The sequence below is a fragment of the Chryseobacterium bernardetii genome, assembly GCF_003815975.1.
Classification (GTDB): domain Bacteria; phylum Bacteroidota; class Bacteroidia; order Flavobacteriales; family Weeksellaceae; genus Chryseobacterium; species Chryseobacterium bernardetii.
Genome location: NZ_CP033932.1, coordinates 4,929,756 through 4,944,469 on the forward strand (window position 1 = coordinate 4,929,756; position 14,714 = coordinate 4,944,469).

Annotated in this window: 14 protein-coding genes; 8 read left to right on the plus strand and 6 right to left on the minus strand. The window is 36.4% G+C overall.

The annotated features are described in order from the left end of the window. The first annotated feature begins 268 nt into the window (after positions 1-268). Genes EG339_RS22390 through EG339_RS22400 form a run of 3 tightly spaced genes read left to right on the plus strand, consistent with a single transcriptional unit; the run spans position 269 to position 2,643 of the window. The gene (locus tag EG339_RS22390; RefSeq protein WP_123872230.1) at positions 269-1,183 is read left to right on the plus strand and encodes an alpha/beta hydrolase; all 915 of its coding nucleotides are present in this window, start codon (positions 269-271) and stop codon (positions 1,181-1,183) included. Positions 1,184-1,200: 17 nt separating this feature from the next. After that, complete coding sequence (locus EG339_RS22395; protein ID WP_123872231.1) at positions 1,201-1,578, plus strand: hypothetical protein; 378 nt, start codon at positions 1,201-1,203, stop codon at positions 1,576-1,578. 51 nt (positions 1,579-1,629) lie between these two features. Then, on the plus strand, positions 1,630-2,643 hold the full coding sequence (locus tag EG339_RS22400) for a TQO small subunit DoxD (RefSeq protein WP_123872232.1): 1,014 nt from the start codon (positions 1,630-1,632) through the stop codon (positions 2,641-2,643). 223 nt (positions 2,644-2,866) lie between these two features. On the opposite strand, the gene EG339_RS22405 is transcribed toward EG339_RS22400, so the two are convergent. From EG339_RS22405 to EG339_RS22425, 5 genes are all read right to left on the minus strand, one after another. Next, a complete protein-coding gene (locus EG339_RS22405) occupies positions 2,867-3,463 on the minus strand; it encodes a hypothetical protein (protein ID WP_123872233.1) in 597 nt (198 codons plus the stop codon). A gap of 509 nt (positions 3,464-3,972) precedes the next feature. Continuing rightward, the gene (locus tag EG339_RS22410; protein ID WP_123872234.1) at positions 3,973-5,550 is read right to left on the minus strand and encodes a DHA2 family efflux MFS transporter permease subunit; all 1,578 of its coding nucleotides are present in this window, start codon (positions 5,548-5,550) and stop codon (positions 3,973-3,975) included. Between the two features lie 93 nt (positions 5,551-5,643). Further along, positions 5,644-6,747 carry an HlyD family secretion protein gene (locus EG339_RS22415; RefSeq protein ID WP_123872235.1) on the minus strand — a complete coding sequence of 368 codons (1,104 nt, stop codon included), beginning with the start codon at positions 6,745-6,747 and terminating at the stop codon, positions 5,644-5,646. A 16-nt stretch (positions 6,748-6,763) separates the two neighbouring features. After that, positions 6,764-8,077, minus strand: coding sequence for a TolC family protein (locus EG339_RS22420; RefSeq protein WP_123872236.1), 1,314 nt, complete (start codon positions 8,075-8,077; stop codon positions 6,764-6,766). Continuing rightward, entirely contained in the window at positions 8,061-8,687 is a 627-nt protein-coding gene (locus tag EG339_RS22425) for a TetR/AcrR family transcriptional regulator (protein ID WP_123872237.1), read from the minus strand. The genes EG339_RS22420 and EG339_RS22425 overlap by 17 nt, the downstream gene beginning before the upstream one ends. A 108-nt stretch (positions 8,688-8,795) precedes the next feature. Here EG339_RS22425 and EG339_RS22430 point away from each other — a divergent pair, with 108 nt between their 5' ends. Both EG339_RS22430 and EG339_RS22435 read left to right on the plus strand, forming a co-directional pair. Then, positions 8,796-9,896 (plus strand): hypothetical protein, encoded by a 1,101-nt coding sequence (locus tag EG339_RS22430; RefSeq protein WP_123872238.1) that lies wholly within the window; start codon positions 8,796-8,798, stop codon positions 9,894-9,896. A gap of 180 nt (positions 9,897-10,076) precedes the next feature. After that, positions 10,077-10,304 carry a hypothetical protein gene (locus EG339_RS22435; RefSeq protein ID WP_123872239.1) on the plus strand — a complete coding sequence of 76 codons (228 nt, stop codon included), beginning with the start codon at positions 10,077-10,079 and terminating at the stop codon, positions 10,302-10,304. A gap of 52 nt (positions 10,305-10,356) precedes the next feature. Here EG339_RS22435 and EG339_RS22440 read toward each other — a convergent pair whose 3' ends face one another. Continuing rightward, positions 10,357-11,475: a DNA polymerase III subunit gene (locus tag EG339_RS22440; protein ID WP_123872240.1), complete on the minus strand. Its 1,119-nt coding sequence runs from the start codon at positions 11,473-11,475 to the stop codon at positions 10,357-10,359. A 235-nt stretch (positions 11,476-11,710) separates the two neighbouring features. On the opposite strand from EG339_RS22440, the gene EG339_RS22445 reads away from it, so the two are divergent. Genes EG339_RS22445 through EG339_RS22455 form a run of 3 tightly spaced genes read left to right on the plus strand, consistent with a single transcriptional unit; the run spans position 11,711 to position 14,641 of the window. Further along, positions 11,711-12,994 carry a hypothetical protein gene (locus EG339_RS22445; RefSeq protein ID WP_123872241.1) on the plus strand — a complete coding sequence of 428 codons (1,284 nt, stop codon included), beginning with the start codon at positions 11,711-11,713 and terminating at the stop codon, positions 12,992-12,994. 1 nt (position 12,995) lies between these two features. Then, the gene (lptC, locus tag EG339_RS22450) at positions 12,996-13,586 is read left to right on the plus strand and encodes an LPS export ABC transporter periplasmic protein LptC (RefSeq protein WP_123872242.1); all 591 of its coding nucleotides are present in this window, start codon (positions 12,996-12,998) and stop codon (positions 13,584-13,586) included. Between the two features lie 11 nt (positions 13,587-13,597). Next, on the plus strand, positions 13,598-14,641 hold the full coding sequence (locus EG339_RS22455; RefSeq protein WP_123872243.1) for an anhydro-N-acetylmuramic acid kinase: 1,044 nt from the start codon (positions 13,598-13,600) through the stop codon (positions 14,639-14,641). The last annotated feature ends 73 nt before the right edge of the window (positions 14,642-14,714 follow it).

Below are 14,714 nucleotides of genomic sequence, written 5' to 3' on the forward strand. Positions count from 1 at the left end.
AGATAAGACAGGATTGTGACAACTGTTAGTCAGTAGGTTTATTTTTTGGAAAAAAGAAGATTAAGGTTGGAAGGCGGAAATTATACAGATATGAAATAAATCTATTTAATAAACTATTTTCCAAATTATAAAATTACAAACTGTAAAATTTTCCTCTTTGAAGTGGTGAAGAAAATTTATTTTTTTTGACGGGATGACATTTCTGCCTAAACCATTCTCTTCAATACCTCAAAAATATTAACTAGATTAGCAACTTCAAATATCAGCCATGAAGTTACTCCTATCCCTTTTATTTTCATTATTCTTAATTTCTGTACATGCTCAGGCTATATACTCAAAAGCTTATGGAAACCAAAAGAATCCTGCTGTTATTTTTATTCATGGCGGGCCAAGTGGTAATGCCACTTTATTTGAAGGTACTACAGCACAGAAATTAGCAGATAAAGGCTTTTACGTAATTGTATATGACAGACGTGGTGAAGGACGATCCAAAGATGAAAATGCCACCATGACGTTCAAAGAAAGTTTTGAAGATCTAAAGCAGCTTTATAACACTTACCACATCAAAAAAGCAAATATTCTGGCCCATAGTTTCGGAGGGATCATCGGTACTCTATTTACTCACCAATTTCCAGAAAAGGTGCAGTCTCTTACCCTTGCAGGCGCTTTATTTACCCAACAGGAAACCTATAATCATATTTTAAAACAGGCCAAAGAGTATTTTAAAAATGATGCTGCCCAGCTGCAGGAAATTTCTGAAATAGAAAGCCTGGATAAAAATTCCGCTGCTTACCGCAAAAGATGCTACGAAATTGCCAGTAAGCTAAATTGCTTTAGCATGCCTAATCCTACTTCGGAAAGTAAGAGTTTAAGAGCTGAGTATGAAGCCGGTGAATTCTATAAAAATAATATCAGAAACCACAACTCTCCTATTAAATTCTATCAGAATGAACCTTTGAACAATCTTGATAATACAGCCATTTTAAAAGAGATCAAAAGAAAAGGGATTCCCCTTTTTGCAGTATATGGAAAAAATGACGGAATATTCTCAAACAGACAACTCAGCAGTCTTAAAAATATTGTTGGAAACAGCAATTTCAAACTTATTGATAACTGCTCACATTATTTATTTGTAGATCAGCAAGATGAATTTTTAAAATTTATTGACCTGAAATTAAAATAAAGTGTAGTTTTGTAGGAATGTCAAACACCAGAATCCATATCAAGATGTATAAAGCAGTCATTACGCTGCTTATTTTGGTGTTCTCATTATCCCCATGCTCTGTTAAAAGAGACGTTCTTGATATTTTTGACATTCAATACATCAGCGGTTTAAACAAAGTTAAAATAACATCCGGGCTTTCTTTACATTGTGATACTTCCACTACTTCCTCAAAAATCTCTGTTTCAAAAGCTAAAGCAGAATACAAATACGGAGGATCCTTTTTAGATCTTAATGCTACAGCAAAAAATATAGAGGGAGAAAACCTTAATTTTAATAAATACACAGACTGCACTACTGGAAACAGTCCACCGAAGTATATTTTATTTAAAAGACTGAAACTAAATCTGGTTTAAAACCTTTTTAAACCTACATACTCAGTTTTTTATAATACAATATTAACTTCAATGAAATACACTACAAACAGCCAGTCTTATGACATGGCCGGATTATACACTTTATCCCTACGAATGGTCATCGGATGGACTTACTTTTCAGCGTTCTGGCGCAGACTTATCCTTGAAAACAAACTTATTCCTGATGAAAAGGGATATATTGGGGAAAAATTCAATCATTTTCTGCCGAATGCCCTGGGAATTAAACCTATTATAGAGTATCTGGTTACCCACCCGGATGCCTTACAGAGGTCTATGATGGCTTTTACCATCATCGAAGCTATTGTAGGACTATTCATTATTCTCGGTCTCTTTACCCGACTGATGAGCATAGGAATTTTTAGCCTTGCATTGGGAATTTTATTGGGTTCGGGATGGTTGGGTACAACGTGCCTGGATGAATGGCAAATAGGTGTCCTGGGAGTTGCTGGCGGGTTCGTTCTGTTCCTTACGGGAAGCGGTTCTTACTCTCTGGATGACTATTTTATAAAGAAAAACAAAAAGTTTACTCAGAAAAGATGGTTTCAATGGCTGGGCTCTGGAATTCTGCCTATTGATAAGCCCAAAGTTTTTGTACTTACAGGTTCTCTTTTAATTTTCGGACTTACGCTGTATACCAATCAGTATTTTCATGGTGGTGTTTGGGGAACCCTGTATAACAAATCTGTAAAACCCAAGCTTGAGATTTCTAATATTTCCCATAATAGTTCAGGTTTAAAGTTCGAGGTTTACAGAACGGAAGGTGCCGATGTATATGGTTCTTTCCTCATCGGAATTCACATTTTGGATAAAAACGGGAATATTTTAAAGGAAATTGACCATAAAGAACTTGCCGGTTTTTCAAAAGAAAATATCAAAAACCATTATATAGCTAAGGTGACACCTGGAAAGCACAGTCTTATTATTCCATTGGGAGCTAAGGCAGATCTCAATATCGGGACTAATGATATCCTCCGAAAAGAGGCTGTACACACTTTGAAACTGATTGATATCAGTGGAATTGAATGGACAGAAACTATTAAATAAAATAGGTTAAAACCGCTTGGAAAATTGGTCAATTTACAGAATTTATAATTTTGATTGTGCCCAATTTGTGAATAATAAATGGATCATTCCGGATATTTTAGGTTTTGGATAAAGCCAATTGAATAGATGTTTATAATGAGAGCGGGCTAAAGCCCGCTCCTATTGATATTGATATCGGATGCATAAAAGAAATTTAACAACAAGATCTTTTATCTTTTACAGTCTATTTCTCTTCCACGATTACCTCGTATACACACGAGCTGTCAGGATCAAGCTTCAGGACTTTCATTTCAAATAAAACATCCAGCCCCATAATATCGCATATCCCCTGTATAAAAGGTTCTATAACCGGCCACTTCAACAGTCCTGCGATATGGAGACTTTTTGTGATTTTGTGGTACCGGTCTACTCCTTTAATCAGTAGTTCAACTCTGTGGTCATTTAATTCTTTGAAATCAAAATTATATTCGGGACTGGATGTAAAAACTGCTCCTATTAATATTTTGGCCACAGCCGGAATTCCTGGCTGCAGATTAGGTTTGGATTCCAGATTTCTTAAAGCCATCCGTGATCCGAGATCATACATGAAAGAAATGGAAAGTTCATTCACTGCTTCTTCTCCATAAAGTTTACCTGCCTGTTTTAATAATCCACCATAAAAGGCTCCTGTTATGTCTGAAAGGCGTTGGGTAAGTTCTGTAAATGTTGCAGGAAAAAAGTCTGAAATGATCTGGTGCTGATCCATCTCAGAATTGTAAACATCATGTTTCCTGAAATCTGATAATGCCATAAAGGTGTCTGGCAATTCAATCTGGTTCATATAAGGTAAGTTTAAGGTTATTAGTTGTTAAAGCTTGATAAATACTGAATATCCGGTTAAAAAGATTTAATGATTAAACCATCATCTTAATGTGCATTACAATGAACGCTGCTTCATTAATCAAAGCGTTACTTTTTAGTTGTTTTCAAAAAACAAAAAAACTGTCTTTAATAAAAAAAGACATGAAAGATGTGATGAAACAGATCAGTATACATCAGGAAAACGGGTTCCGGATCTTACCTCCTGAAGAGGTATTTTTGAGATGAGGGAATGTATTCATATTTTTTCATTTGGTACTGTAAAGCTAAAAAAAATAAATAAATTCTCCAATAAGTGATTTTATTTTTATAAATAAAATTTGGAAAGGAAACCGGGGCTGAAAGATGGAATTGATGGAAGGATGAAAATTTTAATCTTTTATGTAAATCATAGTCATTCAACATTGGGATATTAAACTTTTACTGTTTAAAACAAAAAACCTTCGGAAATCCGAAGGTTTTGATTAAAATTTAGTGCATGGCTTCACTCAAATCTATTTTTTCTTTACTCTTTCTTTCTTTTATAAATAAGATAAACGGAATACATATTAAAAATATTACACCGAGATAAAGAAATACATCCATATAAGACAATACTGTTGCCTGTTTGGTGACAGATAGGTCAAGCATTTTATAAGCGGCATTCATGGCAGCATCAGGAGTCATTCCTTTAGCAATGAAGCTGGACTTCAAAGCAGCCAGTCTTTGCTGAACATCAAAACTGTTTTCGTCTAAGTGGGAAATCAGATTATTTCTGTATTTCTGACCTGCATTGGCTATAAAAGTGGTAATAGCTGCAATTCCAAAAGACCCTCCTAATTGTCTCATCATTCCGGTAAAGGCTGCACCCTGGCCAATTTCCTGGCCTTTAAGGGTACTTAATGACAAGGATGTAATCGGGATAAACAATAATCCTAATCCTGCTCCTCTCACAATCAACATCCAGAAGAAAGCGTCTTTACTTGTATCAGGAGTCAGAATTTTGTACCCCCAGAAACTATAAATAAAGAAGATAAATAGCCCCAGAGAAACCAATATCTGTTGTTTCGCTCCTCTTGTAAGCAACCTTCCGATGATTGGCATCATAAAGGCTGTTGTTAAAGCTGCCGGGATCATCAAAGCTCCCGACTGAAGGGCCGTCCATCCCAAAATACTCTGTGTATATAGCGGAACAATAAAAGTAGACCCATACAACCCGAATCCTAATACAAAGGACATGACTGTACCGATCCTTAAGTTTCCGTTTTTCAATACCCTGAGTTCCACAATCGGATACTTGAAGGTAAGCTCCCGCCAGAGGAATAATATAAATCCTAAAATGGCGGCTATGGTAAAGGCTACTATCATTCCGCTTTCAAACCAGTCTTCTTCATGACCTCTTTCCAGAATAAACTGCAGTGAACCTACCGTTACGGCCAATAAAGCAATTCCCAGCCAGTCAACATCTGAAACCTTTCGTTTTTCAGCATATTTCGGGCTTCTCACAAACTGAAGCGTCATCAGTGTTGCTGCTATCCCGATCGGAATATTGATATAGAAAATATATGGCCAGCTGTAGTTATCAACTATATATCCTCCTAACGGCGGACCCAATGTTGGCCCAATAATTACTCCCAAACCATAAATGGCTTGTGCCATACTTCTCTTTTCAAGCGGGTAAGACTCTGTGATGATCGTTTGTGAAGTCACCAAAAGGGCCCCTCCACCAATTCCCTGCATCAGTCTGAAAAATACCAGTTCCCAGATGTTTGTTGCATTTCCGCAAAGGAATGAAAACAGGGTAAATATGATAATGGAAGCTGCAAAGTAATTTCTACGCCCGAACTGCTGAGAAAGCCAGCTGGTCATCGGTACGATAATTACGTTCCCGATGGCATAGGCAGTAATTACCCAGCCCACTTCTGAAAGTGTAGCTCCCAGGTTCCCTTTCATTTCATTAAGGGCAACGTTCACAATCGTGGAGTCCACAATCTCAAGCAAAGCACAAAGAATAGCTGTGATTGTAATAATCACTCTTCGGGCTCCATATTCTACTAATGAATCTTGCATAATTTTATTTGAATATTTGTATTAATGTAAAATGTAGGATGTATTAATGATTTTCAATTCATCATAAATACATTTTACGTAAGTACATAAATACTATTTCAATGAAACCTCAGCCTTCACATTCATTCCTGTTCTTAATCTTTTTGCAATATTCTTATCAAGATTTACAAAATCAATCTTTACAGGAAGTCTCTGAACTACTTTTACGAAGTTTCCACTTGCGTTATCCGGAGGAAGAATAGAGAATGTAGCCCCAGTAGCCGGAGAGAATGAACTTACTACTCCGTCAAATTCTTTGTCCGGGAAAGCATCAATCTCAATTTTCACTTTCTGCCCTTCTACCATTTTATCTACCTGCGTTTCTTTAAAGTTCGCCACTACCCATTTCTGGTCATTTTTAACCAAAGCAAATAACTGAGCGCCTGCCTGAAGGTACTGACCTGGCTGTGTAGGTACTTTCCCAACATATCCGTCTTCCGGAGCCAGAATGACAGTGTAAGACAAATTCAATTTAGCATTTTCCACATCTACTTCTCTCTGTTTCGCTACTGAGCTGGCAACACTAATCTGCTGCGAACTAGCAGCCGTTTGAGAAGAAGCAATTGTAGTCTGCTGAGCAATTTGGTTCCTTTGCTCTACCAATACCTGAAGTTGCTTATCTGCAGATTGTTTTGCTGCCAAAGCCTGCTCATATTGCTGTTCTGTAATGGAGTGATCTTTTACAAGATTTGCATATCTTTTCAAATCCTGAGACGTTTTCCAAACATTTACTTTTGCTGCTTCAATCTGTGCATTGGCTGTTGCAACTGCTGCTTCAGAACTGTTGATATTCTTAGAAGTAGCAGTAGTTGTTGCTTCTGCTGTAGAAATATTACTTTTTGCTGTAGATAATGCTGCCTGTGACTGATCCAAAGCCATTTTCTGATCTCTATTGTCTAAAATAACAAGAGTATCCCCTTTCTTTACGAACTGGTTATCTTTTACCCTTACCTCAGCTACATATCCTGAGATTTTAGAAATTACCGGTGCCATATTGGAAGCAATCTGAGCATCATCAGTCTCTTCATGGTACTGCCCGTAGCTATAAGCTCTGTAGCCGTAGATACCTCCTCCGATCACTACGGCTGCTAAAATGATAGGAAAAACTAAACTTTTTTTCTTTTTAGGTTCAGCTGCCTGTGTATTATTATTTTCCATTTTGGTTTCGATCTGATTATTTAATTGTTAAAGTTCCTGTTGTTTGTAATAGTTTTCTGTATGCCAAAGCAGCATCTGCCTTTGCATTGATTACGCCAACATTGGCAGCAATCTGAGCAGCGTCTGCATCCAATAATTCCGTCATGGTTGCAAGGCCGTTGTCATATTTATTTTTTGTAATTCTGTAGTTTTCGTTAGCCTGCTCAGCAGATTTTTCGAAAACAGCAATTCTTTTTTTAGAGTAGTCTGTATTCTGGTATTCTCTGTTCACATCAAGCTTGATGTTATCATTCAGCAATTCATCCGTAGCAGCTAATTGCTTTTCTCTTGCCTGAGACTGTCTTAATGATGAATTTTCTTTCCAGATATTGGATAAATTATATGAGATACCAATTCCTACGTTAACGGCGTTGTATACAGTAAGAAACTTAGGAATATCTGCTGCTACATATCCGCCTGTAAATGCTATTGACGGAAGATTCTCAGCCTTGGCCGCCTTTGTTCCCAATTCTGCGGCTTTTCTCTGTTGAACCAAAGCCTGAAGGTCTTTACGGTTTTCTCTGGCTTCGTTTATATAAAAATCAACAGGCTTTACCTCAGAACCTTCTTCAATATAATTCTGATCTACTTCAATCTCTGTAGTTTCAGGAAGCCCTAATAACAAGTCCATATTGATATTGGCAATATTGTAATTGTTTTTGGCTTCAAGCAGCTGCAGTTCGATATTAGATGTCTGAAGGTTGGCTTTTAACCTGTCATTTCTAGCAATCAGTCCGTTATTTTCCATTTTAAGGAAAGTTTCGTCCCTTTTTTGGGACGCGGCCAGGTTTTCTTCAAAAACCTTAATCGACTGGTTGGCTTTAAACAAGTTGTTATAAGCCTGGGCAACATTATAAGCAATGGCTGTTTTGTCATTTTCAGTACTTAGTTTTGATGCTTCTACCAGATATTTTGCAGACTGGATCCCGTATTTGATTCTTCCGCCACTGTAAATTGGTACACTAAGATTCGCGGAACCATACAATACCTGATGAATTTCCGGGCCTCCTGCTCCTGACATCCCAGGAAGTTTGATGTCTACATTGGGTTTTATCGGAAGATACATATAGCTTCCTGAAACCTTCAATTCCGGAAGCTGTCTGTTTTTAGCTTCCAAAAGATCAGCGGTAGCCTCCTCGATCTTGGCTGCATCGATCTTGAGATTCTTGCTGTTCTGGATTCCCAGCTGCACAGCTTCGTCAAGAGAAAGGGTCTTTTTCTCCTGAGCATTTGCATTTGCTATTCCTACGAATAGTGATAATGCAATCACTGAGTTATTTATTCTCTTCATAACCTAAAAGGTCTTTTAATAAATGTTTTATATGTTTGTTAAGTTCTGTATAAAATTTTTCGTCAAAAACATCCTCATCTTCTGTATCATTCAGGAATTCCTTATACATTTCTTTGGCATTGAATGCATAGAATAAAGTTCCGCTTATGGTGGAATGAAGCAGATAAATAGGAGGATTCTTTGTAAAAACGCCACTCTTCAGTCCGTTCTCCAGTATTCGGGAATACATAGAAAGGAATGACATTTTGGTTTCTTTCAAAAACTCTACGATCTGTGGATTGTTGGTATGAAGCTGTTCACGCTGCATAATCCTGTAAAAACATTTCTGATTCCTTATTCTGTTGGAAAACTGATCTATTATTTTTTCAATTTTCTCCCATTCATTCAGATCTGTTCTTTCTACAATATCCCTTGAAAAAAACTGTCCTTCATTCATTCTGTACTCAACCAATTTCTCATAAAGCTTTTCTTTTGATCCAAAATAGTAAGAGATCATCGAGATATTTACATTCGCTGCTTTGGAGATTTCACGGGTTGAAGTTCCGTCGAAACCCTTTTCAGCAAAGAGCTTTTCAGCAGCAAATAATATATTTTCTTCTTTTGAAATCATATCACTTCCATTTTTCAGGGGGCAAATTTACATAAGTTTTTGCTCAAATCAAACGATTGATTGATTTTTTAATAAAGATTTAATCTATATTTACAAAAAACTAAATGTATGGGCCTATTTGATTTCCTTTTTAAATGGAAGAAAAAGAAAAAAAATCAGACAAATGAAGTAACTTTAAAAAATGAGTCCCCGGTTGTAGAAACCACAGCTCAAATTAGTAAAGAGATCCCTGTTCCATCAGAAGAAAAGTTGCCCCCAATTCCCGAAGAAACAAACATTACGGTAGAGGAAGAGGAAACCACCACCCCTACCATGAGTGAGGACGGCAATTATTTCAATCTTGAAATGATTGAGGCTTTCAAACGGTTTTATTCTGATCCGGGACTTCATATTACTGTTGAAACTGAAGACGAAAAAGGCAATATACTTCCCGCTTACCAAGAACTTTTCAATGAATGGCAAGGTATTCAGTCCAAATGGGACCGTATGTCTTTGTTTTACCGTTTCTGGGATCATTCTCAATTTGACAAACTTGAAGACTGGCAGGTGATTGAAAGATTCGTAAAAGACCGTTACCCTAAAAAGGCATTAGAATATTTTGAGAAAAAAATGTCTGATAAAAGACATTTCACCAAAGAAGAACTTGTTGCACTTTCAAAGCTTCACCGTGCATTGCTGGATAATCCTGCAGCCAAAGAATATATTGAAACAGCATATCACAATCATCAGGAAGATGATGCTGTAAAAGTAGAATATGCAACAGTGCTCCATATCATAGGAAATCATTCTGAAAAAGAATTTTCCCATCAGTTATTTCATGAAGTACTGGATAAAAAGATCCAGCGGAATGATACTGAATCTGTTTTCGACTGTTTCAGATTCTCCGAAGGCTACACAGATTCTTCCATTTTCGCCATGCTTTATCTTATGAATACAGAAGCTGATAATGATATATGGGATTATGTAGCAGAAGAATATTACTACTGCCCTGTTTTCAGATATGAACATGCTGTACAACTGGCTCAGAGCGAAAATCCTTTGAGAGCCCTGGCTAAACTTACTTCTTTAAGTCAGGAATTTCCATGGTTCAGAACCGCCCTTGAAAGTACTATTGGTAATATTAAATCGGTACGGAAGCAACTCAACAATCCTGATTTCATGGAAAAAGAACTTCAGGAATTCCAGGCCTCATTAGAAGCCCATAAATAAATTTCTTTACTGAACAAAGTGCCCTGACGACCGAAGGTAAAGTGCATTGATTATCAATACTATTTTGTAAACAGGGCGTTAGAAATAATGAATCCATAGATCTCTGACCAGTAATCTTCTTCAAAATTCATTTACGTAAGCAAAAAAGTATTACATTTAGCCAATTAAAAATTGAAGATCATGAAAAAATTCATTTCCATTCTTGCTATCAGTTTATTTGCTTTCAGCTATGCACAGGAAAAACCTAAAGAAGGTGGCTGCTGCGCTGGAAAAGACAAAAAAGAATGTTCTGTAAAAGATAAAAAAGCTTGTTCTGATGCTCATCATAAAGGATGTGATGCAAAAGCAAAAACTGCAGAGAATACTTTAAAAAACAAAAAAACTGCAAAAGATAAGAAGACAGTTTAATTTGAAATACATCAAGAAGATAAAAACTCCGGAAAATTTCCGGAGTTTTTATTTATGTGCTCTTATGGATATATCTTGATAATTTTATTCCAAGGTCTGTCCATACTATTTTAGGATTTCCGTTTCTGGTAAGATGCAGATCTGCGGCATTGATTTCTTCGAGAATACTTTCAATATTGGCTCCACTGATGAATTTTGAAAAACCGTTCCAATTGAAGCCATTGGCATCGATCTTTTTATACACGAGGTTTTCCGACTGATAATTCTGAAGAAGGGCCAGCCTGAAAATCTCAGAGCAGTAATTTAAAAAGTTTTTCTGCTTTTCTCTGTTCCAGCCAGCGATTTCTCTTGCCCAGACAATTATACTTCTCAGATATTCTGGTTTTTTCTTTACCATAAAAGCGTCACGAACCCATTGTACAAAGAGTTTTTCAAATTCATTGCTTTTGTCTCCTGAGTTCAGAAGTTTGACAGCCTCATTAAGATTCCCCTGTGCTTCATGAACAATTTCTCTTATTTTTTCTTCAGTTACAGAGAAATTCTTTTTTAAATAGACTTCAATATCTTCATCAAGGATTCTGGGAATTTCTACTACCTGAGTACGGGAAAGTATAGTGGGCAAAATATCATTGGTACTTTCTGCAGTAAGAAGAATAATGGTTTTCGCGGGTGGTTCTTCAAGAAATTTCAGAAATTTATTTGATGCGGCTATATTCATTTTATCAGCTCTCCAGACAATCAGAATTTTGGTTCCCCCTTCAAAACTTTTTAATGAAAATTTCTGGTTTTGGTCATCAATTTCATCAGCGGAAATAAAAAGCTGTTTGTTTTCTGATTCCAGGAAGGCAGTCCAGTCATCATAACTTGCATATGGAGAAGCGAGAATCATTTCCCGGAATTCTTCAAATTTATTTTTGCTTAAGGAATTTTTATTATCCGTAAACACGGGAAAACTGAAGTGAAGATCCAGGTGATTAAGATGTTCAACCTTTGAAGCAGCATGCTCATTTTCTTTACTTAAAATCTCCTTTGCATACGCCAACACCATCGGTAATGTTCCGTAACCTTCCTTTCCTACGAAAAGCTGGGCATGGCTCACTCTGTTTTCGGCGATGCTTTCTCTAAGAAGTTTTTTCAGATTTTCCTGTCCGGCGATGTTCTCCCAATTCATGTTTCAAAGATAAAAAAACTGGAGAAGAATTCAGAGTTAAATTTGTGAATGGTGAATTATAATATTTAAATATACAGATTGGTAGATAAAGTAAACTGATGATTAACAATTGACACCGATAATATATAAAGATTAAAAATTCCCCATAATAAAGCCCTTAACAAACTTTAACCACATATAATTTTTACAATTCATTAATATTTAAGATATTTGCGCATTGTTTTAAAAATAAAGAATGAAAAAAATCTTTGTAGTATCATTCATATCAGTTGGATATTTTCTGAATGCACAGAGTCTAAGTAACTCTCCGTATGCAAAATATGGAATTGGGGATGTAAAATATGATAATACGATCGAAACTTCTTCCATGGGAGGTATTTCTACCGCTTTTATAAGTGATTTCACCAGCAACTTCAATTTTGCTAACCCTGCCAACAACGCGAATTTCGAACTTACAAGTATCAAACTGGAAGCTACCAACGAAAACAACTATTTCAAATCGAACTTTAACGATATGAAATCTACAAAGCATTCTACGTACCTTTCCAATATTTCACTGGCATTTCCTATTTCCTCAAAGGTTAAAATGGGACTTACCTACCAGCCATACAGTTCAAAAAGCTATGATATTCTGAGTCCGCAGAAAGACGCCGACGGAAATATCCTCTACCAAAATCAATTTAAAGGTAGTGGTACTTTAAATACTGCAGCGGTTGCCGTATCTTATAAAATTAACCAGGAATTCTCCGTAGGGGCTAGAGCGAACCTATATTTTGGAGACTTGTATGACCTTACTGAGTTCAGTGCTAAAAATTCAGAATATCTTACGGGTTATGAAACCAAAAACAGAATCAGAAACTTCAACTTTACTTTAGGTACCAGCTACCAGAAACTGAATAGCCGTACTGATAAGAAATTAACGATAGGGGCAACAGCAACTTTTGGGAATACCGGTAATATGACCACTGAGTATACCAACAGTACTTACAGATATGCTGATGCTGCAGGTACCAAAACAGATATCACTCCTATTGATTACCAGGAAACAAAATCTAAAAACCTTCTTCCTTTACAGGCATCTGTAGGGGTTGGATATGGAAGCGAGAATCACTGGTTCCTTTCCGGGCAGATTGATTATAAAAAAGGAGAAGATATTTCCTATTTCGGAAAATCTTTCAGCTTACAGGATACTTACAGAATTTCTGCCGGTGGATGGTATCTGCCTAACTATAATAACTTCAGAAGCTACTTCTCAAGAGTAATCTACAGATATGGTGCTTTCTATGAAAGAGGAAACCTTAAACTGGAAGGGAACAGCATCAACAAATTCGGTATTTCTGCCGGGGTAATGCTTCCGTTCAAAAACAGCAGTATTACAAGAATGAGCGGCTTAGAAATTGGTGTAGAAATAGGTAAGAGAGGTACTCTTCAGAACAATCTTATCAACCAGAACTTTATTAACCTGAAAGTCGGCTTCAATTTTGCTGATAAATGGTTTAGAAAGGCTCTTTATAACTAGAATGAATTTTTCAAAAAAAATAGTATATAAAAATATAGCATACCTTTTTAGTTGTGCTATATTTTTTATATTCACATCCTGTGAAGAAGACCTTACCAAAAAGAATGGGAATAACAGCAAAAACTTTCCTTCACAGATCATTAATAACGCGAATATAGTACAGCGTGATTCCGGATTTGTAATCCTTAAGGCCAAAGCTCCAATTATTGAAAAATATGAGCTTATTGACAGCCCCTATACCGTAGCCAGAAAAGGTATTGACATTGAATTCTTTGATAAGAAAAAGCCAAAGGTACCGGGAACCATTAAAGCTAAATATGCCAAGTTTTTTGATTACAAAAAATTTTACGAAGCAAAAGGTAATGTAAGGATCACTACCAACGAGGGACAAAAATTTGCCATGCAGAGTGTATATTGGGACCAGGTAAAAAAAAGAATCTATACCAAGGATACCGTATATGTAACGATGGAAGACGGCTCTACATTGGTAGGTGCTAATGGAATGACTGCCAAAGACGATTTTTCGGAATATACTTTCTATAACAACTCGGGAGACTTTAATTCTAAAAGGCTTTCTGAAAATAAAAAATAGCTTCTGTTATCATGAAAACGCTTGCCATTGGGCTCATGTCCGGAACAAGTTTAGATGGTTTAGACATTTGTCTTGCTGAATTTGAAAAAAAGGACAAATGGCATTTTCAGATCCTGAAAGCGGAAACCCTTCCCTATTCTACTGACTGGGAAAATAAACTCAGAAATTCCATTCATTTTTCTGTAACAGATCTTTTAGAGCTGCACTCTGACTACGGCTTTTATCTGGGGCAAAAAGTTAAAGAATTTATAGAAAAACATCAGCTTAAAAATATAGACCTTATTGCATCTCACGGTCATACGGTTTTTCATCAGCCCCAAAGAAAATTCACCCTTCAGATTGGTGATGGCAGAGCTGTTAAAATAGAAACAGGCATACCGGTACTTTATGATTTCAGAAGTCAGGATGTTCTGATGAAAGGAAATGGAGCTCCTCTGGTTCCTATAGGCGATGAGCTGCTTTTTTCACAGCATGATGCCTGTCTTAATCTTGGCGGATTCTCGAATATTTCTATGATATCAGGAGGCAAAAGGATAGCTTTTGATATTGCTCCTGTTAATATTGTTCTAAATTACCTGGCCCAACAGCTAAATGAAAGCTTTGACAGAAATGGTGATCTGGCTAGAAAAGGAGAAATAAATAAAATATTGCTGAAGCAGCTTAATTCTTTAGACTTTTATCAGCAGATGCATCCCAAATCGCTGGGAGTAGAATGGTGTCATCAGCATATATTTCCCAATCTTGAAGATATAGCTCCGATGGAGGCTCTGGCTACATTTACAGAGCATATTGCCCAGCAGATCTCCAAAGTAATCAATGAGAATAGTATAAAGGATATTTTGATAACCGGAGGCGGCGCTTATAATACTTTTTTAATTGAAAAAATAACATCAAAAACAAAATCTGAGATCATTATCCCGGAAAAGGAAATCATTGAATATAAAGAAGCTTTAATTTTCGCTTTTATGGGGGTTTTAAGAATAAATAATGAAATCAATGTTCTTTCTTCCGCTACAGGAAGTACTATTGACCACTGTTCCGGACTAATCGCTTAGATAAAATTCAATCATTACTCTTGTCTTTAACTGTAATGATCTTCACTTTGCCAATATTACAGCCAGCTGAAAT

Coding starts and splice junctions, on each gene's coding strand:
- EG339_RS22390 (WP_123872230.1), top strand. CDS start 269: ATGAAGTTACTCCTATCCCTTTTATTTTCATTATTCTTAATTTCTGTA.
- EG339_RS22395 (WP_123872231.1), top strand. CDS start 1,201: ATGTCAAACACCAGAATCCATATCAAGATGTATAAAGCAGTCATTACG.
- EG339_RS22400 (WP_123872232.1), top strand. CDS start 1,630: ATGAAATACACTACAAACAGCCAGTCTTATGACATGGCCGGATTATAC.
- EG339_RS22405 (WP_123872233.1), bottom strand. CDS start 3,463: ATGAACCAGATTGAATTGCCAGACACCTTTATGGCATTATCAGATTTC.
- EG339_RS22410 (WP_123872234.1), bottom strand. CDS start 5,550: ATGCAAGATTCATTAGTAGAATATGGAGCCCGAAGAGTGATTATTACA.
- EG339_RS22415 (WP_123872235.1), bottom strand. CDS start 6,747: ATGGAAAATAATAATACACAGGCAGCTGAACCTAAAAAGAAAAAAAGT.
- EG339_RS22420 (WP_123872236.1), bottom strand. CDS start 8,077: ATGAAGAGAATAAATAACTCAGTGATTGCATTATCACTATTCGTAGGA.
- EG339_RS22425 (WP_123872237.1), bottom strand. CDS start 8,687: ATGATTTCAAAAGAAGAAAATATATTATTTGCTGCTGAAAAGCTCTTT.
- EG339_RS22430 (WP_123872238.1), top strand. CDS start 8,796: ATGGGCCTATTTGATTTCCTTTTTAAATGGAAGAAAAAGAAAAAAAAT.
- EG339_RS22435 (WP_123872239.1), top strand. CDS start 10,077: ATGAAAAAATTCATTTCCATTCTTGCTATCAGTTTATTTGCTTTCAGC.
- EG339_RS22440 (WP_123872240.1), bottom strand. CDS start 11,475: ATGAATTGGGAGAACATCGCCGGACAGGAAAATCTGAAAAAACTTCTT.
- EG339_RS22445 (WP_123872241.1), top strand. CDS start 11,711: ATGAAAAAAATCTTTGTAGTATCATTCATATCAGTTGGATATTTTCTG.
- lptC (WP_123872242.1), top strand. CDS start 12,996: ATGAATTTTTCAAAAAAAATAGTATATAAAAATATAGCATACCTTTTT.
- EG339_RS22455 (WP_123872243.1), top strand. CDS start 13,598: ATGAAAACGCTTGCCATTGGGCTCATGTCCGGAACAAGTTTAGATGGT.